Below are 21359 nucleotides of genomic sequence, written 5' to 3' on the forward strand. Positions count from 1 at the left end.
GAAAGCGCGTCGCAATTCAGCCGCGAGTTCAAGCGGCTGTTCGGTCTGACGCCGGTCGACGAAGTCAGACGCATGCGCGCCGCTCAGGATGCGCCGCCGCCTCCAAGTGCACACAAGCCGGTGCCGCGTTATGTGAGCGCCGTATAGAACGGCTGGCCGATGGTCAGAGTCCGCTGAACCAGTTGTAGCCCTGATCTTCCCAGTAGCCGCCCGGATTCGTGTTGGTCACGAAAATCGCCGCGATATGCTTCGGATTCTTGAAACCGAGCTTGGTCGGCACGCGCAGCTTCAGCGGATAGCCGTACTTGGCCGGCAGCGGTTCGGTGCCGAAGTCGAGCGTCAATTGCGTTTGCGGATGCAGCGCAGTGGCCATATCGAGGCTCGAGTAGTAGCGGTCCGCGCATTTGAAGCCCACATAGCGCGCGCTCAAATCCGCGCCGATCCGTTCGAGGAAGGTGCGAAACGGCACACCGCGCCATTGTCCAATCGCGCTCCATCCTTCGATGCAGACATGGCGCGTGATCTGTGAGACCTGCGGCAACGCGCGCAACTGGTCGAGACTCCAGCTGCGCTTGTCGGCGACGAGCCCGGACACTTCTAGCCGATAGGTCGCGCCGTCGACGTCGGGTGCGTCGAACTCCGGGTAGAACGCGTTGAACGGAAACGGATCGGTGATATCGCGCGCGGAGTAGGTCGGCGCCAGCTTGTTGCGATCGAACAGCCACGCCTGCACGCGATCGTTCCAGCGCGACATCGCCCACAGCACTTTGTCGACCGAATCGTTGTCCTGCATGTTGCAGCCGGACAGCATGGCGAGCGCGCCGACCGACAACGACGAGCGCAAAAACAGGCGCCGCTGCAAGCGTTCGATCTGCGGCCGATGATCGGCGAGGATGATCCGCGAAGCAGCGGCGCGGCGCGGCGCCTCGGGCTTGTCGTTCGTGTCGTCCGTGGGATCGGGGCGGGTGGGGGCGCTCATGCGCGGGTCCTTTCGTGTGCTTCTGGCATCGGATGCGAGCTACGGCGCGCGCGCCCGGTGACCATCGGCGGCAGCGTGCGCGGCACCAGCAGCACCAGCATCAGATGCACGACGACAAAGCCGACCACGCCCGCCATCGCGATGAAATGCACGCGTCGCGCGAAATCGAAACCGCCGAACAACGCGGTCAGCCACGAGAATTGCACGGGTTTCCAGATCGACAGACCGGACGCGACGAGCAGCACACCGAGCACCAACACGAGCAGATAGAGCGCGCGCTGTACCGCGTTGTATTTGCCGCTGTCGTGCGGCAATCTGAAACGCAGGGCCAACCCGGCATCGCGTGCCACGTCGCGCGGGCCGACCGGCAGCAGCCTGCGTCGCAGGTGGCCGCTGGCGATGCCATAGGTGAGGTACAACAACCCATTCGCGCAGAGCAGCCACATCGCCGCGAAATGCCACGCGATGGAGCCGCCCAGCCAACCGCCAACGGTCGCCCATACCGGGAACCTGAACGGAAACATCGGCGACGCGTTGTAGATTGCCCAGCCGCTCATCACCATGCAGACCATCGCGAACGCGTTGATCCAGTGCGTGACGCGCACGACCAGCGGGTGAACGACCACCCATTTTTTCGGTGCGGAATTCAGCTCGGCTTGCGGCTCGGACTTCGACATCGGCGAGAAATACAGCGGAAAAGACTGCAATGGAAAGGGCAACGCGCCGCGTTCTTTCAGCAGAACGCGGCCGTGCGCAGCGGGCGCGAAGAATGACGCGCCGCTTTACATCGGCGGCGTCACCCCATGCTCGCCGGCCGAAATGGCGTTCGCCGTGAGCGAGCCGTCGGCTTCCGTATGCGCGAACAGCACGACCTTCGTCCCCGGCGTGAGCAATGCACGGCTGCCCGGTTCCAGGCTGACGATCGGCACGTCCTGCGGAATCACGACCTTCTTCTCGCCTTCCTTGTACTTGACGGTGATCGTGCGGCCGGTGCTGCCGACCAGCGAGCCGACCGTACCGTTCGTCATCGTGCTGTTCGCACCCAGATCCCAAGCGCGATGCCCTTCGCCGGCGCCGCGCATGCTGGCCGGGAATACGTGCACTTCGAGCGCCTTTAGCGTGCCGTCGGCTTGCGGAATGGCGGCGGTGCCGACATAGCTGTCCGGCTTGATGTCGCTGACGCTGGCGAGCGCGACGCCGCGAATCGGCGTGTCGGCCGCGAGCTTCACATCGACGTCCTTGCCATCGCGCGTGTGGACTTTCAGCACATCGCCCGCGAGCGACGTGACCGTGCCGCGCACGCCGGTCGGCGCGGCGGCTTGCGCCCAAGCGCCGGACATCGTGGCGAACAGCGCGGTGGCGAGCGCGGGGGCGGCGAGTGCGCGCAGCATCCGCGCGGAAACGGTCTTCATGAGGCAGCTCCAGGAAGGGTGAGGAAGGATGCGAAACAGCGTAGCCTTCGATTGGCTCGTCAGGGTGACAGCGGGATGACAAAAACGTCATGAACGGCGTAGGGTGGACACGTAGAATGGCCGCAGGGGTTTTCCGCGTTGTAGGGTTTTTTCGGCGTTTTTTCGCGCTGATTGGCGCTGATTCACGCTGATTCGGCGTCGATTTCCGGGTTTGATCTGGCGTGGCCCCCCGAGTCGAACAGCAGGCAGGAGCATCGAGCACCATGAGCATTCTCGTCATCGAAGACGATCCGAAGACTGGCGATTACCTGAAGAAGGGCCTGCGCGAAAACGGCTATGCGGTCGACCTCGCGCGCACGGGTACCGACGGTCTGCATATGGCGCTCGAGCACGAATACGATCTGGTGGTGCTCGACGTGATGCTGCCGGGCATCGACGGTTGGGAAATCATGCGCGCGCTGCGCACGCGCCGCGATCTGCCGGTGATCTTCCTGACCGCGCGCGACCATGTGAGCGACCGTATCCGTGGTCTGGAGCTTGGCGCGGATGATTACCTCGTCAAGCCGTTTTCGTTTACCGAGCTGGTGCTGCGCATCCGGACGCTGCTGCGTCGCGGTGTGATTCGCGAGAGCGACGTATTCGAAGTCGCTGACCTGAAGCTCGACGTATTGCGCCGCCGGGTCACGCGCGAAGGCGTAGAGATTGCGCTGACCAACAAGGAGTTCATGCTGCTGCATCTGCTGGTGCGCCGCGAGGGCGAGGCCTTATCGCGCTCCCAGATCGCGTCGGAAGTGTGGGATATGAATTTCGACAGCGACACCAACGTGGTGGATGTGGCGATCAAGCGGTTGCGCGCGAAGGTCGATCACCCGTTCGAGAAGAAGCTGATTCATACGGTGCGCAGCATCGGCTACACGTTCGGCGACGGCGCATGAGACTGTGCACCGAACGCTCGCTGACCGCGCGCACCACGATCCTCTTCGCGCTGATTGCGTGCGTCGTGATCGGCTCGCTTGGCGCGTACTTCTATCACTCCGCCGAGGTCTCGCTGAAGCGCCGCGCCGATGTCGTATTGACCGGCCGCGTCGAGCATTTCAGCCGGCTCGTGCACGACCTGTATTCGGTTAGCGAACTGAAGAAGCGCCCGCTGCTGTTCGAGACGATGCTCGGCGCGGAACAGGATGTGCTGCTGTTTCGCCGTCCAGGCGAAGCACCGTTCGTCGACGTGAATCCGGCCAACGTCGCGGTGCCCGCGTTGTCGGCGCAGCCGGCCGGCAACCTGCCCGGTGTCGCCGACATCCGGCAGACGCGCCTGCCCGACGGCGTGCCGGTGCATTGGGCGATTTCCGCCGCCACGGCGCGCGAGGACGGCACCGAAGTCGAAGTGATCGCCGGCCATCCGATGACCCAGGAGATGCGCATGCTGGCCGAGTACCGCAACCGCATCGTGCTGGCGACGCTGATCGGCATGCTGGCCGCGACGCTGCTCGCGTATTACGTGCTGCGCCGCGCGCTGCGGCCGGTGCGCGACATCGCGACACGGGCCGCGCAGATCAGTCCGGCCAATCTCGCGGTGCGCCTGGACAGCGAGGCCGCGCCGCTCGAACTGCGCCAGCTCACGCATGCGTTCAACGCGATGCTCGACCGTCTCGCCGACGGCTACCAGCGCCTGCAGCAGTATTCCGCCGATCTAGCGCATGAGATTCGCACGCCGGTCGGTGCGCTCATCGGTCAAACCCAGGTGGCGCTCGCGCAGCCGCGCGAGACCGACGAATATCAGCAGTTGCTCGAATCGAATCTGGAAGAGCTGAACCGTCTGAGTCATATCGCCGAGAACATTCTGTTTCTCGCGCACGCTGACCATGCGGGACTCGCGGTCGAGCGTCAGCCGGTCGATCTTCGCGCGGAGCTCGTCAGAATCGCCGACTATTTCGAAGGCCTCGCCGACGAACGCGGAATGCGTTTCAAAGTCGACGCGGCGGGCGTCGCACTGGTGAACCCGATGCTGTGCCGCCGCGCGATCAACAATCTGGTCGTCAACGCGGTGCGCTACGGCGCGGGCGACACGATCGTACGGTTGAGCGGCGCGCAGGACGAAGCAGGGGCGACCGTGACGGTCGAAAACGCGGGCGAGCCGATTCCGTCGGCGCAACTGGACCGTCTGTTCGACCGCTTCTATCGCGGCGACGCGGCGCGCAGCGCCTTTACCGAATCGAACGGACTGGGGCTCGCGATCGTCAAGGCGATCATGCATCTGCATGGCGGCAGCGCGCGCGTTCTCTGTCCGCTTCCGGGCGTGGTGCGCTTCGAATTGCGCTTTCCGGGCGTGTGAGCCGTTGGCCCGCGACTGATCTGCCGTTGCGTTACCGGGCCGGTTTGCCGGAGGCTGTTCACCGCGGCCGCCTTAACGGCGGCTGTACCGGCCGCCGCACCGGTTGCGGCGGCCTATACTTTTCTGAGTGTCACCGCCAACCTCGTCCCATAGGAGTCGCGTCATGGTCAAGCTTGCTCTGTATGTCCGTCTGGAAGCCAAGCCCGGCAAGGAACAGGAAGTCGAAGCGTTTCTGAACGGCGGCCTGCCGCTCGTCGAAGACGAACCGGGCACCATCGCATGGTTCGCGCTGAAACTCGGGCCTTCGACGTACGCCATTTTCGATGCATTCGACGACGAAGCTGGCCGCGATGCGCATCTGAACGGCAAGGTCGCGGCGGCGTTGATGGCGAACGCAGCGGAACTGCTGGCCGAGCCGCCGAATATCGTCAAACTCGATGTGCTGGCGGCGAAGCTGCCGGCTTGACGAGCATGAAGCGCGGCGAGTGGTGAGCGTCGCGCCGCGCCGCGGCGGGAAGGCAACGCCGCGACGGCACCATCGCGTGCCGTGTCGTGCCGCCGCTCAGCCCAACGGCCGAACCGGGCCGCGCAAGACCGGGACGCGATCACTTGCCGTCGGCATTCGGCGCCAGCTGATTCTCGTAGTGCGCGCGCTTTTCCTGATACATCAGCAGGTCGGCGCGCTGCAGCCCCGCTTCGAGGCGGTCGCCGCGCTGGCAGGTTGCCGCGCCCATCGAAAAACTCAGCGGCGAGCCCGGATAAAACTGGTTGTTCAGCTCCACCAGTTGGCGGATCGCGTCGATCATCGCGGCGCCGCCGCGCTCATCGGTATCCGGCATCAGGATCGCGAATTCGTCGCCGCCGATACGCGCGGCATGGAACGGCGTTTCCATCGCCTTCGCGAGCACTTCGCCGGCGCGCCGCAGTAGCGCGTCGCCGGCCGCGTGGCCGAGTTGATCGTTCACGCGCTTGAGTCCGTTCAGATCGGCCATGATGATCGTGACCGGCCACGGTCCCTTGCGTTCGAGCCGGTTCAGTTCGTCCACGTAGAACGAGCGGTTGCGCAGCTTGGTCAGCACGTCGTGCTTGCCGAGGAATTCGAGATACGCCTCGGCTTTCTTGCGCGCGGTGATGTCGGTGAGCGCGATCAGAACCAGGTCCCAGTTCTCTTCGTGACCGGGCAACACCGAGAATTGCAGATGCACGTGCATCTCGTTGCCATCGAGCGAATAGTTGAGCACCTCGCGTTGCTGGAACAGCTTGTTGTCCCACAGGTCCAGCAACTGTTCGCGGAAATGCGGGCGCATATCGTCGCGGAACACGTCGGGCAGGCGCGCGAGCAGCGTCTTCTTGTCCTTCGCGGCGAACATCCCGAGCGTGTGATGGTTCACGTCGAGCACGTGAATTTCCGCCATGCAGCGCTCGACGAACTCGGGGTGCACGTCGGTGAATACCCGGAAATCGTTGATCCCCGCGGCGCGCGCGCCATCGAGCAGTCGTTTGACCGCGCTGAAATCCTCGACCCACAGCGACACCGGCGAATGCTCGAACAACCCGCGCGCGTATTGTTCCGCGAGCGCGACCTGGTGCCGCGCGCTTTCGAGCTCGGTGATGTCTTCGGTCGACACCAGCACGCGATCCCAGCGCGCTTCGTGGCCGGGCAGCACCGCGCCCTTGAGCAGCACGTCGAGGCGCCGGCCGCCGAGTGTGTAGTTGACCGTATGGCTGGCGAAATTCGATTGCCCGTCCCACAACTGGCACAGCTCCTCCAGATGCGTCTTCAGCATGTCGTCGCGAAAGACCGAAGCGAGATTGTTCGTGAGCGTGTCGAAATCGGCGGCTTCGAACTGCCTGAGGGTTTGGCGATTGACCTTGATCACGCGGATGCTGCGCGCGCATTCGGCCACCCGGCGCAGGTCTTGCGCGAACCACGCGCGCAGATCGGTCACGCCTTCGGCCCGCCACGTGTCGAACAGCGCGCGTACGCCGCTGAAGTCCTCGAGCCACAGCGAAACGGGCGCGAGCTCGAACATCCCGGAGTCATCGTTGATGGGCGGAGGGTCGGTCTTCAGGGTATCCAGCATGAAATTCTCGGGGTCGGAGTTGCGGCTATTTTATGACGGGTCGGTGTCGGCCGAAATGAAAGACTTCTCGCGTGTGGTTTTTTGTGCGGGCATCGCCCGGGCCAACAGCGGCCGTGCGCGGATCTACTTGACGAGGTGCTTTCCACGCATAGCGCACAGGCTTGCTACACTCGATCGCAAGGTGTTCATCCAGATTCTCTTTATTCACGCTATCGGGCACAACGCGTTTATGAAGCCTTCCCTGCTGGTCCTGATCTATCTGAGCGACGAGAGCCGCGCGAGTGTCGATGCGGCTTTCGACGTGATCTATGCGCCCGATCCATCACGGCGCGAAGCCGCGATCGCCACGCATGGCGCCGCGATCCGCGCGGTGCTGACAAATGGCACGACCGGTCTTACCGCTGCCGAGATCGATCGTATGCCGCGGCTCGAACTCGTCAGCGCGGTGGGCGCCGGCTATGAAAATCTCCCGCTCGATCACGCCCGCTCGCGCGGCATCGTGCTCGTCAACGGTGCGGGCACCAACGATCATTGCGTCGCCGATCACGCGTTCGCATTGTTGCTGGCGGTGGTACGCGACGTGCCGCAACTGGACCGCGCGACGCGCGAAGGCGTGTGGCGCGATCACTTGCCGCTGCATCCGCAAGTGTCGAACAAGCGTTTGGGGATCGTCGGGCTGGGCCATATCGGCGCACAGGTGGCGCGGCGCGCGGCCGGCTTCGACATGCAGCTCGGCTATCACAACCGTAAGCCGCGTGACGATGCGCCGCTGCTGCGCTATTTCGATAGCGTCGAAGCGCTTGCAAGCTGGAGCGATTTTCTCGTCGTCGCGACGCCGGGGAGCGCGGGCACCCGGCACCTGATCGATGAAAAGGTGCTGGCGGCGCTCGGACCGCACGGGTTCGTGGTGAATGTGTCGCGCGGCAGTGTGGTCGATACGGCCGCGCTGGCTCATGCGCTTGCGGCCGGAGCGATTGCGGGCGCCGCGCTGGATGTCTACGAAGGCGAGCCGGAACCGCCACGGGCGCTGCTCGAACTGCGCAACGTGGTGTTGACGCCGCACGTCGGCGGCCGCTCGCCGGAGGCGATCACCGCTTCGGTCGACAACTTCCTCGACAACGCGCGCCGGCATTTCGCCGGCGAGCCGGTGCTGACGCCAATCTGAAGCGGTGAAACGGTGAAGATCAACAGATGACGCGCGGCTGGCTGCTCCGCCGTCACTTTTCGCCGTCGCGCAACGCACGTGTGCCGATGTACTCGTGTTCTTCGGTATTGAGCCGCGAAATCCGCAGTTCGACCGCGCTGCGGTGATACGAATATGCAATGCGGCGAATTTCGAGCAGCGGCGCGCCGAGCTCGACGCCGAGCTGCACGCTTTCGAGCTGATTCGCGAGCGCGACGCTCACGCGTTCGTCGGTATCGACCACATTGATGCCGAAGCCGTCCTGATAGAAGTTGTATAGCGTATTCGGCCGGTTGCGCAGCTTACTTTCGGTAAGACCCGGAAAGAGCGCTTCGGGCACGGTGATATGTTCGATTAGCACGGTCTTGCCGTGCAGCGCGAGTCCGTTGACGAACTGCAGCACGCGCGCACCGGTCTCGATGCCGAGCGCGGCGGCCACATCGCGCGACGCGCGCGCTTTCCTGAACTCGATCAGCGTGACGACGGGGTAGGCCTTGTCGCCGTCGCGCCGCACGATCCGGAAGAACCGGAAGAAGTGCCGGTCGCGCTGATGCATCGACACGAACGTGCCGAGGCCCTGATGACGGACCAGAATGTTCTCGGCGCATAGCTCGTCGATCGCCTTGCGCAGCGTGCCGATCGAAACGCCGAAACGCTCCGCCAGGCGCTTTTCCGACGGGATGCATTCGCCGCCCTTCCATTCGCCGGCCGCGAGCGCGGCAAGAATCGCGCTCTTGACCTCCTTGTACCGCGTGCCGCCCAGCGCGGGCGCATTGATCGCGAGCGTGCTCATGAAAACCTCTGCATACGCGAGTCGTACCGCTCGCGATGGTTGAACCTGCCCCGATTCTAAACGACTGCATCATCTAGCACATCTGGATGAATCCCGATCCGTCGGCTCAACGCGACAGCGGCAAGTCCTCTAACCCATATAGATGACCTAGTTGACATCCGGAAAATCGCCGCCTAATATCAGTTCACCGCGGCGCACCTGACTGCGCTGGCCCGGCGGCCCCCATACCGCATTCAAAATCATGAACGGAGACGCGAATGAGCAATCCCACGGCAGACATCAACGACACCGCAGCAGGCGCGTCGGCCGAGCGCAGGACGATCCACATCGTGCTGCACGAGGCGAAAGACACGGTTGGCGTGGCGGTCGTCGAGGGCATCAAGGCGGGCACGCTACTGAACGCATGGATCATGGACGACGACGAGATCGTCACCGTGCCGGCGAAGCAGGACATTCCGATTGGCCACAAGGTTGCCCTGAAGGACATGGCCATCGGCGACACGGTGTTCAAGTACGGCGTCGATATCGGCAAGGTGGTCGCGCCGATCAGGGCCGGCGAGCACGCGCACGTGCACAACATCAAGACGAAGCGCTGGTAACGAAAGGCAAGCGCAACGGTGCGCTTTTGCGTGCGCGTTACGTCCGCTTCGACGTGCGCTTTTCCGTGCCTCCCTTCACGCTTTCAACGGCTTGCGCACGCATCCCCGCTTCGCGGCATCGAGCCGCCCCCTCACTTGCACCAACCCGAACGAGAGAGACACCATGAGCGTGATTGACCTGGATACGACTTTCCGCGGCTATCGTCGCGACAACGGCCGCGTCGGCGTACGCAACCACGTGATCATTCTGCCGGTCGACGACCTGTCCAATGCCGCGGCGCAGGCGGTCGAACACAACATCAAAGGCACGATGGCGCTGCCGCATCCATACGGGCGGCTGCAGTTCGGCGCCGACCTGGATCTGCACTTCCGCACGCTGATCGGCGCGGGCAGCAATCCGAACGTCGCGGCGGTCGTCGTGATCGGTATCGAGGAAGGCTGGACCAAGCGCGTGGTCGATGGCATTGCGAAAACCGGCAAACCGGTGATGGGCTTCGGCATCGAGCTGCACGGCGATCACGATACGATCATGCGTGCATCGAAGGCGGCGAGAGAAATGGTGCAGTACGCGACGTCGCTGGATCGCGAGGAATGCCCGATCTCGGATCTGTGGGTGTCCACCAAGTGCGGCGAGTCGGACACCACATCGGGCTGCGGCGCGAATCCGACCGTCGGCGATGCGTTCGACAAGCTTTATGGGCTCGGCACCACGCTCGTATTCGGTGAGACCTCCGAGTTGACGGGCGGCGAACAGCTCGTCGCCGCGCGCTGCGCGAACGACGGCGTGCGCGAGCGCTTCCAGTTCATGTTCGACCGCTATCAGGACATGATCAACCGCTGGAAAACCGACGACCTCTCCGAGTCGCAGCCGACCAAGGGCAATATCGCGGGCGGCCTGACCACGATCGAGGAAAAGGCACTCGGCAATATTCAGAAGATCGGCAGGAAGTGCATGGTCGACGGCGTGCTCGATAAAGCCGAGGAACCAACGCATTCTGGCCTGTGGTTCATGGATTCGTCGTCAGCGGCGGCGGAGATGGTGACGTTGTGCGCGGCCTCCGGCTTCGTGGTGCATTTCTTCCCGACGGGGCAGGGCAACGTTATCGGCAATCCGATCCTGCCGGTCATCAAGATCTGCGCGAATCCGCGCACGGTACGCACGATGGGCGAGCATATCGACGTCGACGTGACCGGCATTCTGCAGCGCGAGCAGAATCTCGACCAGAGCGGGGACAAGCTGCTGCAATGCATGATGGCGACGATCAACGGCCGTTTTACCGCGGCCGAAGCGCTCGGTCATCGCGAGTTCGTGCTCACGCGTCTGTTCGAAAGCGCCTGACGCAGGCGGCTCGACCGCTCCTGCAAGCCGCGCGGCGCGCGGAGCGGTTCCCACATTCCCGGCGCATGCCGGCACGGAAAAGGGCCGAGACGCCCGCCGTGACCGGCACATCATGCGGGGCAGGGCGCCGGCTCGACATCTGGCAGCAGCGAGTGGAGGAGACACCATCTTGCGCGTGCTCAAACATCTCTACGTGCAGGTCCTGATCGGACTTGCGGCTGGCATTATCGTCGGTCACTTCGCGCCCGCGTTCGGCGTGCAGATGAAGCCGCTTGGCGATACCTTCATCCGCCTCATCAAGATGCTGATCACGCTCGTGATCTTCTGCACGGTCTCCGTGGGCATCGCGCGCATGGAGAGCCTGAAACAGGTCGGCCGCGTCGGCTTCAAGACGCTGCTGTACTTCGAGGTCGTGACGACGATCGCGCTCGTGCTCGGTCTCGTCGTGGCGAACGTGCTGCGTCCGGGCGCGGGATTGAACATCGATCCCGCGTCGCTCGATTCACACGCGGTCACGCATTACGTCGACACCGCGCACACCGCATCGTCGAGTTTCATCGACATGATCGTGCCGAATTCGGTGGTCGGCGCGTTTGCGCGCGGCGATCTGTTGCAGGTGCTGCTGTTCTCGGTGCTGTTCGGCATCGCGCTGTCGATCATGTCGCAGCGCAGCCGGCTGTTGATGCGCGCCATCGAGCAGTTCGGCGACACGTTGATGCGCATCGTCGAAATGATCATGCGGCTCGCGCCGCTCGGCGCGTTCGGCGCGATCGCGTTCACGGTCGGCAAATACGGGATCGGCACGTTGCAGCAGCTCGGCCTGTTGATCCTGTGCTTCTACATCACGAGCATGCTGTTCGTCACGATCGTGCTCGGCGCGGCCGCTCGCTGGGCGGGTGTAGGGCTGTGGCCGCTCCTCAAGTACTTCCGCGAGGAGCTGCTGATCGTGCTCGGCACGTCCACCACGGAATCCGTGCTGCCGCGGCTGATGGAAAAACTCGAACGCATGGGTTGTCCGCGCGCGATCGTCGGGCTCGTGCTGCCCACCGGCTATTCGTTCAACCTCGACGGCGCGGCGATCTATCTGACGATGACCTCGCTCTTTATCGCGCAGGCCACCAATACGCATCTGACGCTGATGCAGCAATTGGGCTTGCTGGCGATCCTGATGCTGACGTCGAAGGGCGGAGCGGGTGTGGCGGGCGCCGCGCTAGTGGCGCTGACGGCGACCCTATCGACGCACAACATCATTCCGGTGGCGGGCATCACGCTGATTCTCGGCGTCGACCGTGTGTTGAACGAGGTCCGCGCGCTCACCAATATGATCGGCAACGTGGTCGCGACCCTGGTGGTCGCGCGCTGGGAGGGCGCGTTCGATGCGCGAGCGGCGCGTGAATTCCTCGCCGCGCCGCGCGAGGTCCAGGACCAGGCGCAGCCCCAGCCGGCCCGCAAACCGCGACCGGCGCAAACGGGTCAGCCTGGTCTCGAAGAGCGTGGCGTGCCGGGCGGGGCGGCACTGATCGAGAAGGCGGCGAAGTGACAATCGACGCCCGCGATCGAACTTGAGGCTTCGCGCCGGTCATGACAAAGTGATGCGTCCGCAACATTACAGCCAGAGGAATGTAGATGGCCCGACTGTTTCCCGGCGCTCTCACCACGCTTGCGATTGATGTGCTACGCCGCGCGCGCGTACTGCCGGCGACCGCCGAATCGACGGCGCGCGCGCTCGTCTATGCGGACGTGCGCGGTTTGTCGTCTCACGGCGTATCGCGTCTGCCGATGTATTGCGCGCAGTTGGGCAATGGCCGCGTCGATCCCGCCGCGCAACCGGTGATCGTCGCGGATCGGGGCGCGACTGTGCTGATCGATGGCGCGGACGGCCTCGCGTTTCCGGCCTGCGATCTCGTAACCGCGACACTTGCCGCGCGGGCGCGCCAATTCGGCAGCGCGGTCGCGGGCATCCGCCGCAGCCATCACTTCGGTGCGGGCGCCGCACATCTGGCCGCGCTTGGCGAAGCGGGGATGGTCGCGCTGGCATTCAGCAATTCGCCGGCCGCGATGCCCGCATGGGGCGGCCGCCGCGCGCTGTTCGGCACGAATCCGGTGGCCGCCGTGTTTGCGCGGCGCAACGGCGCGCCGCTCGTGATCGACCTCGCGTTGTCGCAGATCGCGCGCGGCAAGATCGCAATCGCCGCGCGCGACGGCAAGCCGATTCCGCAAGGCTGGGCGACCACGGCCGATGGCACGCCGACCACCGACGCACGCGCCGCGCTCGACGGCATGATGCTGCCGTTCGGCGGCGCCAAAGGCGCGATGCTTGCGCTGGTCGTCGAGCTGCTGGCCGCCGCGCTGACCGGCGCGAACTTCGGCTACGAAGCGGGTTCGTTCCTCACCGAGCATGGCGAGCGCTCGCGCATCGGCCACTTGTTCTGGGCGATTGATCCGGGCGCGCTCGCCGGTGACGATGCATATCTGTCGCGCGTCGAAGCGTTGATCGAGATGATGCTGATGGACGACGACGTGCGCCTGCCTGGCTCTCGAAGGGAGCAACTGGCACAGGCGGCGCAAACCGACGGCGTCGAGATTCCCGATGCGTTGATCGCGCAACTGGAACGGCTCGTTCGAGCCGGCTCCTGAGCATGCGCCCCCGGCTATAACGAAGCGCACTTGACCAGGCGCGGACAACCGGACGCGCCAACGACGGCAGCGCGCAGCTGAAAGCCGAACGGAAACTATCGGGAACTCAGATAGTTTCTGTCGCAAATCGCGATTTCCCTTGGGGCCCCGACGCGAATACGATGGTCGATATCGTATGGCCAGCGTGTATCGACAGCATGTTGCGCACGCGTCGGCCACCCGCAACAGCGACGGAGATTGCCCATGGAGCATCGCGCCCGCACGCAGAACGAACGGCTCGAGGTCAAGACCACCACCTGCTACATGTGCGCGTGCCGCTGCGGCATCCGCGTGCATCTGCGCGACGGCGAGGTGCGCTACATCGACGGCAATCCCGAGCATCCGCTGAACCAGGGTGTGATCTGTGCGAAGGGTGCGTCGGGCATCATGAAGCAGTACTCGCCCGCGCGTCTCACGCAGCCGCTGATGCGCAAGGCCGGCGCGGAGCGCGGCAGCGCGCAGTTCGAGCCGGTGTCATGGGAGGTCGCATTCGACGTGCTCGAAAAACGTCTTGCGGCGATTCGCGCAACCGATCCGAAGCAGTTTGCGCTGTTCACCGGACGCGATCAGATGCAGGCGCTCACCGGGCTTTTCGCGAAGCAGTTCGGGACCCCCAACTACGCGGCGCATGGCGGCTTTTGCTCCGCGAATATGGCGGCCGGCATGATCTATACGATCGGCGGCTCGTTCTGGGAGTTCGGCGGCCCCGATCTGGACAACGCCAAACTCTTCTTCATGATCGGCACAGCGGAAGATCATCATTCGAATCCGCTGAAAATCGCAATCTCGAAATTCAAGCGCGCGGGCGGGCGCTTTATCGCGATCAATCCGATCCGTACCGGCTATGCGGCGATCGCCGACGAATGGGTGCCGATCAAGCCCGGCACCGATGGCGCGCTTTTCATGGCGTTTCTGTACGAACTGATTGCCGCCGATGCATGGGACCATGAATTCGTACAGCGCTATACGAATGCGGCGGAACTGATCGATCTCGACGAAGACAGCGAAAACTTCGGCCTGTTCGTGCGCGATCCCGATCGGCCCGTCGGTAATCCGCTGTTTCCGCAGAATCATCTGTGGTGGGACCCGCGCACCGCGCGCGCGGTGCCGCATCACGAGCCCGGCGTGACGCCCGCGCTCGACGGCCGCTATACACTCGATAACGGCAAACCGGCCACGCCGTCGTTCGCGTTGCTGCGCGAGCGCGTGGCCGCCTGCACGCCCGAATGGGCGGCGACGATCACCGGCATCGCGGCCGCTACGATTCGACGCCTCGCCGCCGAGATGATCGACACCAGCCGCCGGCATCGTATTACGTTGCCGATCCGCTGGACCGATGCGTGGGGCCAAACGCATGACACGGTCACCGGCAACCCGGTCGCCTTTCATGCGATGCGCGGCCTCGCCGCGCACTCGAACGGCTTCCAGTCGATTCGCGCGCTGGCCGTGCTGATGTCGTTGCTTGGCACGATCGACCGGCCCGGCGGCTTTCGCCACAAGTCGCCGTTTCCGCGGGCGGTGCCGCCGTCGGCGAAACCGCCGAACACGCCCGATGCCGTCAAGCCGAACACGCCGCTGGCGACCGGCCCCCTTGGCTGGCCCGCCGCGCCCGAGGATCTGTTCATCGACGAACACGGCGGGCCGGTGCGCATCGACAAGGCGTTCTCGTGGGAATATCCGCTCGCGGTGCATGGCGTCATGCATAGCGTGATCACCAACGCGTGGCGCGGCGATCCGTATCCGATCGACACGCTGATGATTTTCATGGCCAACATGGCGTGGAATTCGTCGATGAATACGATGAAGGTGCGCGAGATGCTCGCGGACAAGCATCCGAACGGCGAGTACAAAATTCCGTTTCTGGTGGTTTGCGATGCATTCCAGTCGGAGATGACCGCGTTCGCCGATCTGATCCTGCCCGACACGACCTATCTCGAGCGCCACGATGCGATGTCGATGCTCGACCGGCCGATCTCCGAGTTCGACGGTCCGGCCGATTCGGTGCGGGTGCCGGTGGTGCCGCCCACCGGTGAATGCAAGCCGTTTCAGGAAGTGCTGATCGAACTGGCGTCGCGCCTGAAGTTTCCCGCGTTCACGACCGCCGAAGGCGCGCGGCGCTTTCGCGACTATCCGGACTTCATCGTCAATCACACGACGTCACCCACTTCCGGCGTCGGGTTTCTGATCGGCTGGCGCGGCGAGGACGGCGACAAGGCGCTGGTAGGCGAACCGAACCCAAAGCAGTGGGAAAAATACGCGCAAAACAACTGCGTGTTTCATTACCGCTTGCCCGAGACCTTGCAGTACATGCGTAACTGCAATGGACCGTATCTCGACTGGGCGGTCGAAAAAGGCTTCCGCAAATTCAACGAGCCGATCGTGATCCAGCTTTACTCGGACGTGATGCAGAAATTCCGGCTCGCCGCGCAGGGGCGCAGCAGCGGCAGACAGCCGCCCGACCATCTGCGGGCGCGCGTCGAACGGTATTTCGATCCGCTGCCGTTCTGGTATGCGCCGCTCGAAAGCGCGGCCACGGATCTCACGCAATTTCCCCTCGCGGCGGTGACGCAGCGGCCGATGGCGATGTATCACTCGTGGGATTCGCAGAACGCGTGGCTGCGGCAGATTCATGGCGAGAACTATCTGTATGTGAATCCACAAACGGCGGTGGCGAGCGGGATTGACGACGGTGGCTGGATCTACGTCGAATCGCAATGGGGCCGGGTGCGCTGCATGGTGCGCTTCAGCGAGACCGTCGAACCGGGGACGGTATGGACGTGGAATGCGATCGGCAAGGCGGCGGGCGCGTGGAATCTCGGTCCGGACGCGAACGAATCGCAGCGCGGCTTCCTGCTCAATCACCTGATCACCGACGAACTGCCGGGCGGCGACGACGCGCCTGCGCGCTTGTCGAATTCCGATCCGGTGACGGGGCAAGCCGCGTGGTACGACGTGCGGGTGCGCATCTATCCGGCCGAAGCCGATGCACGGCACACGCTGCCGCAATTCGATGCGATGCCCGCATTGCCGGGCGCGGTGGCGCAGCAGGGGATGGTCTCGCGGATCGTGCAGACCTATTTCGCGGGACGCGGCGAATTCGCGGCGCGGCTGCGCGGCACGGCGCGGCGCAAATAGCGCGACGGTAACGGTTGCTGAGACAACGGCAAGGAGCTTTCCGATGACCCAGATGGCGTTGGTGATCGATCTGAACGTATGCGTGGGATGCCAGGCGTGCGTGACGAGTTGCAAGGAATGGAACACGTCGGGCGAATCGGGCAGCCTCGCCGACTTCAACCCCTACGACGCGGACCCGTCCGGCACCTTCTTCAACCGCGTGCAGAGTTTCGAGGCCGGCACTTTCCCCGACACGGAAATGATCCATTTTCCGAAGTCATGTCTGCATTGCGAGGATCCGCCGTGCGTGCCGGTTTGTCCGACCGGGGCGAGCTACAAACGCAAGGAGGACGGCCTCGTGCTGGTCGATTTCGATCGCTGCATCGGCTGCAAGTACTGCGCGTGGGCGTGTCCGTATGGCGCGCGCGAGCTCGACGAAGCGCGCAAGGAGATGACCAAGTGCACGTTGTGCGTCGATCGCATCGATGATCAGCATCTGTCGGAGCGCGATCGCCAGCCGGCTTGTGTGCTTGCGTGTCCGACTTCGGCACGGCTCTTTGGCGATATCCACGATCCCGAATCGGTGGTCTCGCAAGCGATCCGCGAGCGCGGCGGCTATCAGTTGATGCCCGAATGGAACACGCGGCCGGCGAATCATTATTTGCCGCGTGTGCCGACCGCGGCCGCCGGTTGCGGCAGCAGCGCATGTTCGTGCGAATCGACCGGCTCGGTCACCGATGCTTTCGCGGACGACGCGGCGCAATCGTCGGCGTCGCCGGATGCGCGGCTCCAGGCGCAGCTCGAACGCGGTGAATTGCATCTCGCGTCGATCGCCACGCGTGTCTGAGCAACCGGCTCACTGAGCAAGCGAATCACTGAGCCACCGAACAAAGACGGAGCCTCGCAATGAATCCCGCATTTTCCGTAGTGTTCTTGACCACGTTGAGCGGCGCCGCGCAAGGCTTGCTGATCGCGCTCGTCGGCGTGGAAAGCGCGGCGCGGCTCGGCCTCGTCGCGCCACCCACTGCCGCGTTTTATGTGGTGGGCGCCGCGCTCGCGCTGCTGCTCGGCGGCCTGGGCCTGATCGCGTCGTTTTTCCATCTCGGCCATCCGGAACGCGCATGGCGTGCGATCGCGATGTGGCGAACTTCGTGGCTGTCGCGCGAATGTCTGTGTCTGCCCGCGTTTCTTGCGTGCGCGTTCGTCTATGGCGTCGCGCACTGGTTCGGCTCACCGTGGTCGCTCGCGCTCGGCTGGCTCGGTGTGCTGGCGAGCGCCACGCTGTTCGTCTGCACCGCGATGATCTACGCGTGTCTGCGCTTCCTGCAGGAATGGGCGACGCCGCTGACGCTGGTCAACTTCGTGCTGCTCGGCTGCGCGTCGGGCTTCACGCTGGCGACCGCGTTGAGCGCGTGGTTTGTCCCGGCGCTGACGGCCGGGCTGGCGATCTGCGCATGCGTGCTGACGCTTGTCGGCTGCGCGAGCCGTTCCGCATCGCTCGTGCGCAACGCGCGCTTGCGGCCGAAGTCGACTGTGCAGAGTGCGACCGGTATCCGCAATCCGAAGCTCGTCCAGGTGACACGCGGCTTCACCGCCGGCGCGTTCAATCTGCGCGAGTTCTTTCACGGCAAATCGGCGCGGACGTTGCGCGGCGTCAAGTGGGGGTTTCTCGGCGCAGGGTTCGTCGCCCCGGTCGTCTTGATCGCGCTTGGCGCGGGTCTACAGCCGATCGGCGCATCGTTCGCTTTGCTGGCGGCGGCGTGTCTCGTGCAGTATGCGGGGCTTGTCGCCGAGCGCTGGTTTTTCTTCGCGGAAGCGAAGCATCCGCAGAACCTGTATTACGCGCGGGTGGGGTGAGGTGTTCGCCGCACAAGCTGTTTCGCTGGATCGTTGAAGGCCCGGCCCCGGTATTCCTGCTGGGGATAGGCCTATCTGTGCGATGAGTCCAGCGCTGTTCACTCCCGCTTTTTCCAGCGCCTTCAGCAAGCATCGACGGTCGCCGCATAACCGCCGGCTGCTTCCGTCTTCCCCTCCGGCTCGCCGAGATACGGCCGGTCGGGGCGGATCCAGTTGGCCGCAATCGGGCCGAGCACGAGGAACACCATCGACAGGCCGAACACCGGCTGCCATGAGTGCGTGGTGTCGACCAGCCAACCGACCAGCGGCGGGGACACCGACGCCGCGATACCGAGCCCCGTATTCATGATGCTGCTCGACGTTGCCGCATGATTCGGCGCGAGATCCATCGCGACCGCCCACAGCGGCGCGGTCACCAGTTCGGACAGAAACAGCGCGGCGGCAAGCGAGGATGCGGCAACCGTCGACGACACGTGCAGGAACATCGGCACGAAGAAGACGATCGGTGCAAGAAACCCAATCGTGATCAACGTTTGACGCGAGCGGCGGATGTTGCCGGTCTTCCTCAGCATCAGATCGCTCAACGAGCCGCCGAGCGTCGTGCCGACCACACCGCTCAGGAAAATCCCCGAACTGAAGATCGCGGAGTGACGGATGTTCAGGTGATACGCCTGGGCGAAGAACGATGGCATCCAGTTCAGGAAGAACCACAGGACCCACCCGTGGCAGAAGCTCACGACGGTGGCGGGCCACAGCGCCTGCAACAACGGCCGCCAGCGCATCGGTATGCGGGCCTTGCCAACCGAGACGGGCAGACGGGCGATTTCTTCAGGCGTGATGCGCGGATGATCGGTCGGATTGTCCCGGTAGTACCAGAGCCACAAGCCGACCCACGCGAGACTCGCGGCGCCGAGCACGACAAATGCGATGTGCCATGAAAATGCCGCAATCAGGCCGGCGACGAGCAGCGGTGTCGATGCGTTGCCGAGTCTTGCGCACGCATGCGTGATGCCTTGCGAAAAGCCGCGCCGCTCCGGCTGCATCCACGCGGTCAGCGCGCGCGCCGAGGCGGGCACGATCGGGCTTTCACCGAGTCCGACGACGAAACGCGCGAGCAACAGCGTCGTGAGCCCGCCGGCAAAGCCGGTCAACAGCGTGCCCACGCCCCACAGCACGCCGCATAGCGCGAGCATCTTGCGGGCGCCGAGACGATCGCCGATGAAGCCACCGGGGATCATCGCAACAGCGTAGGTGAGCGCAAACGCGGAAAACACCAGCCCTAGCTGCGAATTGTTCAGGTTCAGATCGTGGCGGATCGCAAGCGCCGCGGTGGAAATATTCGTCCGGTCCACGTACATCAGGAACGACATGATGCACAGGATGACCAGTACGCCTGTCGTCGCGGAAAAACGGCTCTGACCGCGGGTCGATACCATTGTGTCTCCTCCAGGCGACGACGCGACGGCGGGGGCCGTTGCATCCGATGTCGCGGCGCTGCCAGTGCGAACAAGATCGCGCCGGCGCGGCCTTATGTCGAACAGCTCGCTATCGATGAGTATGGGGCGAGCTGATGCGTATTACTCGAGCACTTCTCCGTGCACGCCAGCGGAGAGCGTTTCTTTTTCCCAGCGCTGCATCGGCACGACTTCCGCAACCGGGCCGTTCGGCGAACGGAATTTGACCGGCAGATGACCCGGTGCCGTCAGAATTTCACCGCCGTTTTCCTTGATCTGCGCAATGAACGCGTCGAGATCTTCCACTTCCATGCCGATGTGATGAATGCAGGGGGCGGGGCCGGCGAAATCGGCCTCGTCCGCATTGGACGACTCGTAGTGAATCAGCGTCAGGTCCATGTAACCGTCGGTCAGGTGATGCGAAATGTGATCGCCGTTCTTGCCTTTGCGACGCACGGTGTTCACGTGCTTGTAGCCAAACACGTTTTCATAGAACGCGCGTTCTTTCTCGACGTCTTCAACCTTGAATGCAATGTGCTTGATGAAATTCGGCATGGGTCATGTCCTCGGACGTTAGTGCGCGTGATTGCGCAATGGAACTCAGTCTAGGGCCGTGCCTGATCATCGTCAATCGAATCATTCGAATGATTCGATTGGCTGATAGCTTAGGGTTGGTACGCATCGCGGCGGGTTATGCAGCCGGTTGTCGATGCCGCGCGCGTCGCGGTAACGTACGCATATCGATCCTGTATCCTTCGGGCAATTTCCTTTCTTTCTGACACCGAGAACAATGCCAGGACTTCGTATGCCGGGAGAACAGCCGCTCTATGAGATCGTCCGTGCCGGTATTCTCGAGCGCCTTCGTACCGGCCATTGGTCCGCGGGCGACAAGATTCCGACCGAGCCGCAACTGGCCGAGGAGTTCGGCGTCGGCATCGGCACGATTCGCCGCGCTGTCGAAGAACTCGTGGCCGAGCGTCTACTGATTCGCCGCGCGGGGCGCGGCACGATCGTCGCGAAGTTCGCGGATGAACATGCGTTCGACCACTACTTCAGCTTTGTCGATCGCAACGGCGAATTTTTGAAGGTGACCGCGCGCCTGCTGCGGTTCGGCAAGGAACGCGCGAGTCCCGCGCTGGCCTCGGCGCTCAGGCTCGCGCGCGGCGCGCGCCTCGCGACCGCCGACAATCTGCGGCTCTATGGCGACGTTCCGGTGATGCTCGATCGTTTGTGGTTTCCGCTCGATGTGTTCGCCGGCCTCGATGCGGAGATGTTCAACGCACGGCGCGGTTCGATCTACGGTTTCTACCAGGAGCACTTCGGGATTTCCGTCGTGCGGGTGGTGGAAGATCTGGGTGGCGCGGTCGCCGATGAAGAGGTGGCGGCCGCACTCGAGATCGAAACCGGGGCGCCGGTCCTGCGTATCGAGCGCACCGCTTATACGTTCAAGGATCAGCCCGTCGAATTTCGCGTGCGCTTCGTCGATACCAGCCGCTGTTCGTACCGGAACGTGCTCGGCTTGCAGGACTGATCGGCG

The 21359-nt window shown here is 64.0% G+C and carries 19 protein-coding genes and 1 pseudogene; 13 read left to right on the forward strand and 7 right to left on the reverse strand.

The genetic code is table 11. The features are described 5' to 3' along the window. Positions 1–147: pseudogene (locus tag VGH68_RS16215) on the forward strand (AraC family transcriptional regulator); the annotation flags it as partial. Positions 148–163: 16 nt separating this feature from the next. Here the strand turns inward: VGH68_RS16215 and VGH68_RS16220 are convergent. The 3 genes from VGH68_RS16220 to VGH68_RS16230 form a co-directional block, all read right to left on the reverse strand. Then, positions 164–979: a molybdopterin-dependent oxidoreductase gene (locus VGH68_RS16220; protein ID WP_331604668.1), complete on the reverse strand. Its 816-nt coding sequence runs from the start codon at positions 977–979 to the stop codon at positions 164–166. Next, entirely contained in the window at positions 976–1656 is a 681-nt protein-coding gene (locus tag VGH68_RS16225; RefSeq protein WP_331604698.1) for a cytochrome b/b6 domain-containing protein, read from the reverse strand. Before VGH68_RS16225 ends, VGH68_RS16220 begins: the two co-directional genes overlap by 4 nt. A gap of 105 nt (positions 1657–1761) precedes the next feature. Next, entirely contained in the window at positions 1762–2391 is a 630-nt protein-coding gene (locus VGH68_RS16230) for a hypothetical protein (protein ID WP_331604670.1), read from the reverse strand. Between the two features lie 263 nt (positions 2392–2654). Here VGH68_RS16230 and VGH68_RS16235 point away from each other — a divergent pair, with 263 nt between their 5' ends. The 3 genes from VGH68_RS16235 to VGH68_RS16245 all read left to right on the forward strand — a co-directional run bounded on the left by VGH68_RS16235 (position 2655) and on the right by VGH68_RS16245 (position 5189). Then, positions 2655–3326 (forward strand): heavy metal response regulator transcription factor, encoded by a 672-nt coding sequence (locus VGH68_RS16235; protein ID WP_331604671.1) that lies wholly within the window; start codon positions 2655–2657, stop codon positions 3324–3326. Further along, positions 3323–4723 (forward strand): heavy metal sensor histidine kinase, encoded by a 1401-nt coding sequence (locus VGH68_RS16240; RefSeq protein ID WP_331604672.1) that lies wholly within the window; start codon positions 3323–3325, stop codon positions 4721–4723. The genes VGH68_RS16235 and VGH68_RS16240 overlap by 4 nt, the downstream gene beginning before the upstream one ends. Positions 4724–4886: 163 nt before the next feature. Beyond that, on the forward strand, positions 4887–5189 hold the full coding sequence (locus VGH68_RS16245) for a putative quinol monooxygenase (protein WP_331604673.1): 303 nt from the start codon (positions 4887–4889) through the stop codon (positions 5187–5189). Between the two features lie 139 nt (positions 5190–5328). Here VGH68_RS16245 and VGH68_RS16250 read toward each other — a convergent pair whose 3' ends face one another. Beyond that, complete coding sequence (locus tag VGH68_RS16250; protein ID WP_331604674.1) at positions 5329–6807, reverse strand: sensor domain-containing diguanylate cyclase; 1479 nt, start codon at positions 6805–6807, stop codon at positions 5329–5331. A 229-nt stretch (positions 6808–7036) separates the two neighbouring features. On the opposite strand from VGH68_RS16250, the gene VGH68_RS16255 reads away from it, so the two are divergent. Continuing rightward, the gene (locus VGH68_RS16255; RefSeq protein ID WP_331604675.1) at positions 7037–7972 is read left to right on the forward strand and encodes a 2-hydroxyacid dehydrogenase; all 936 of its coding nucleotides are present in this window, start codon (positions 7037–7039) and stop codon (positions 7970–7972) included. 52 nt (positions 7973–8024) lie between these two features. Here VGH68_RS16255 and VGH68_RS16260 read toward each other — a convergent pair whose 3' ends face one another. Continuing rightward, complete coding sequence (locus VGH68_RS16260) at positions 8025–8783, reverse strand: GntR family transcriptional regulator (RefSeq protein ID WP_331604676.1); 759 nt, start codon at positions 8781–8783, stop codon at positions 8025–8027. A 257-nt stretch (positions 8784–9040) separates the two neighbouring features. Here VGH68_RS16260 and VGH68_RS16265 point away from each other — a divergent pair, with 257 nt between their 5' ends. From VGH68_RS16265 to VGH68_RS16295, 7 genes are all read left to right on the forward strand, one after another. Beyond that, on the forward strand, positions 9041–9382 hold the full coding sequence (locus tag VGH68_RS16265) for a UxaA family hydrolase (protein WP_331604677.1): 342 nt from the start codon (positions 9041–9043) through the stop codon (positions 9380–9382). A 163-nt stretch (positions 9383–9545) separates the two neighbouring features. Further along, a complete protein-coding gene (locus tag VGH68_RS16270) occupies positions 9546–10721 on the forward strand; it encodes a UxaA family hydrolase (protein WP_331604678.1) in 1176 nt (391 codons plus the stop codon). Positions 10722–10890: 169 nt separating this feature from the next. Beyond that, positions 10891–12261, forward strand: coding sequence for a C4-dicarboxylate transporter DctA (gene dctA / locus VGH68_RS16275; RefSeq protein WP_414696953.1), 1371 nt, complete (start codon positions 10891–10893; stop codon positions 12259–12261). An 86-nt stretch (positions 12262–12347) separates the two neighbouring features. Further along, complete coding sequence (locus tag VGH68_RS16280) at positions 12348–13358, forward strand: Ldh family oxidoreductase (protein WP_331604679.1); 1011 nt, start codon at positions 12348–12350, stop codon at positions 13356–13358. A 243-nt stretch (positions 13359–13601) separates the two neighbouring features. Then, positions 13602–16532 carry a molybdopterin oxidoreductase family protein gene (locus VGH68_RS16285; RefSeq protein WP_331604680.1) on the forward strand — a complete coding sequence of 977 codons (2931 nt, stop codon included), beginning with the start codon at positions 13602–13604 and terminating at the stop codon, positions 16530–16532. A 43-nt stretch (positions 16533–16575) separates the two neighbouring features. Then, a complete protein-coding gene (locus VGH68_RS16290; protein WP_331604681.1) occupies positions 16576–17358 on the forward strand; it encodes a 4Fe-4S dicluster domain-containing protein in 783 nt (260 codons plus the stop codon). Between the two features lie 59 nt (positions 17359–17417). Then, positions 17418–18368, forward strand: a complete 951-nt coding sequence (locus VGH68_RS16295; RefSeq protein WP_331604682.1) for a dimethyl sulfoxide reductase anchor subunit family protein — start codon at positions 17418–17420, stop codon at positions 18366–18368. 122 nt (positions 18369–18490) lie between these two features. On the opposite strand, the gene VGH68_RS16300 is transcribed toward VGH68_RS16295, so the two are convergent. Beyond that, positions 18491–19804 (reverse strand): MFS transporter, encoded by a 1314-nt coding sequence (locus tag VGH68_RS16300; protein ID WP_331604683.1) that lies wholly within the window; start codon positions 19802–19804, stop codon positions 18491–18493. Between the two features lie 141 nt (positions 19805–19945). Further along, positions 19946–20377: a VOC family protein gene (locus VGH68_RS16305; RefSeq protein WP_331604684.1), complete on the reverse strand. Its 432-nt coding sequence runs from the start codon at positions 20375–20377 to the stop codon at positions 19946–19948. Between the two features lie 250 nt (positions 20378–20627). Between VGH68_RS16305 and VGH68_RS16310 the strand changes: the two genes are divergently transcribed. Beyond that, positions 20628–21353 (forward strand): GntR family transcriptional regulator, encoded by a 726-nt coding sequence (locus VGH68_RS16310; protein WP_331604685.1) that lies wholly within the window; start codon positions 20628–20630, stop codon positions 21351–21353. The last annotated feature ends 6 nt before the right edge of the window (positions 21354–21359 follow it).

The sequence above is a fragment of the Paraburkholderia sp. genome (assembly GCF_036488505.1).
Taxonomy (GTDB): domain Bacteria; phylum Pseudomonadota; class Gammaproteobacteria; order Burkholderiales; family Burkholderiaceae; genus Paraburkholderia.

Bases quoted from the DNA above. Each gene is read 5' to 3' on its own strand.
- VGH68_RS16220 (WP_331604668.1), bottom strand. From the start codon at position 979: ATGAGCGCCCCCACCCGCCCCGATCCCACGGACGACACGAACGACAAG.
- VGH68_RS16225 (WP_331604698.1), bottom strand. From the start codon at position 1,656: ATGTCGAAGTCCGAGCCGCAAGCCGAGCTGAATTCCGCACCGAAAAAA.
- VGH68_RS16230 (WP_331604670.1), bottom strand. From the start codon at position 2,391: ATGAAGACCGTTTCCGCGCGGATGCTGCGCGCACTCGCCGCCCCCGCG.
- VGH68_RS16235 (WP_331604671.1), top strand. From the start codon at position 2,655: ATGAGCATTCTCGTCATCGAAGACGATCCGAAGACTGGCGATTACCTG.
- VGH68_RS16240 (WP_331604672.1), top strand. From the start codon at position 3,323: ATGAGACTGTGCACCGAACGCTCGCTGACCGCGCGCACCACGATCCTC.
- VGH68_RS16245 (WP_331604673.1), top strand. From the start codon at position 4,887: ATGGTCAAGCTTGCTCTGTATGTCCGTCTGGAAGCCAAGCCCGGCAAG.
- VGH68_RS16250 (WP_331604674.1), bottom strand. From the start codon at position 6,807: ATGCTGGATACCCTGAAGACCGACCCTCCGCCCATCAACGATGACTCC.
- VGH68_RS16255 (WP_331604675.1), top strand. From the start codon at position 7,037: ATGAAGCCTTCCCTGCTGGTCCTGATCTATCTGAGCGACGAGAGCCGC.
- VGH68_RS16260 (WP_331604676.1), bottom strand. From the start codon at position 8,783: ATGAGCACGCTCGCGATCAATGCGCCCGCGCTGGGCGGCACGCGGTAC.
- VGH68_RS16265 (WP_331604677.1), top strand. From the start codon at position 9,041: ATGAGCAATCCCACGGCAGACATCAACGACACCGCAGCAGGCGCGTCG.
- VGH68_RS16270 (WP_331604678.1), top strand. From the start codon at position 9,546: ATGAGCGTGATTGACCTGGATACGACTTTCCGCGGCTATCGTCGCGAC.
- VGH68_RS16280 (WP_331604679.1), top strand. From the start codon at position 12,348: ATGGCCCGACTGTTTCCCGGCGCTCTCACCACGCTTGCGATTGATGTG.
- VGH68_RS16285 (WP_331604680.1), top strand. From the start codon at position 13,602: ATGGAGCATCGCGCCCGCACGCAGAACGAACGGCTCGAGGTCAAGACC.
- VGH68_RS16290 (WP_331604681.1), top strand. From the start codon at position 16,576: ATGACCCAGATGGCGTTGGTGATCGATCTGAACGTATGCGTGGGATGC.
- VGH68_RS16295 (WP_331604682.1), top strand. From the start codon at position 17,418: ATGAATCCCGCATTTTCCGTAGTGTTCTTGACCACGTTGAGCGGCGCC.
- VGH68_RS16300 (WP_331604683.1), bottom strand. From the start codon at position 19,804: ATGGTATCGACCCGCGGTCAGAGCCGTTTTTCCGCGACGACAGGCGTA.
- VGH68_RS16305 (WP_331604684.1), bottom strand. From the start codon at position 20,377: ATGCCGAATTTCATCAAGCACATTGCATTCAAGGTTGAAGACGTCGAG.
- VGH68_RS16310 (WP_331604685.1), top strand. From the start codon at position 20,628: ATGCCGGGAGAACAGCCGCTCTATGAGATCGTCCGTGCCGGTATTCTC.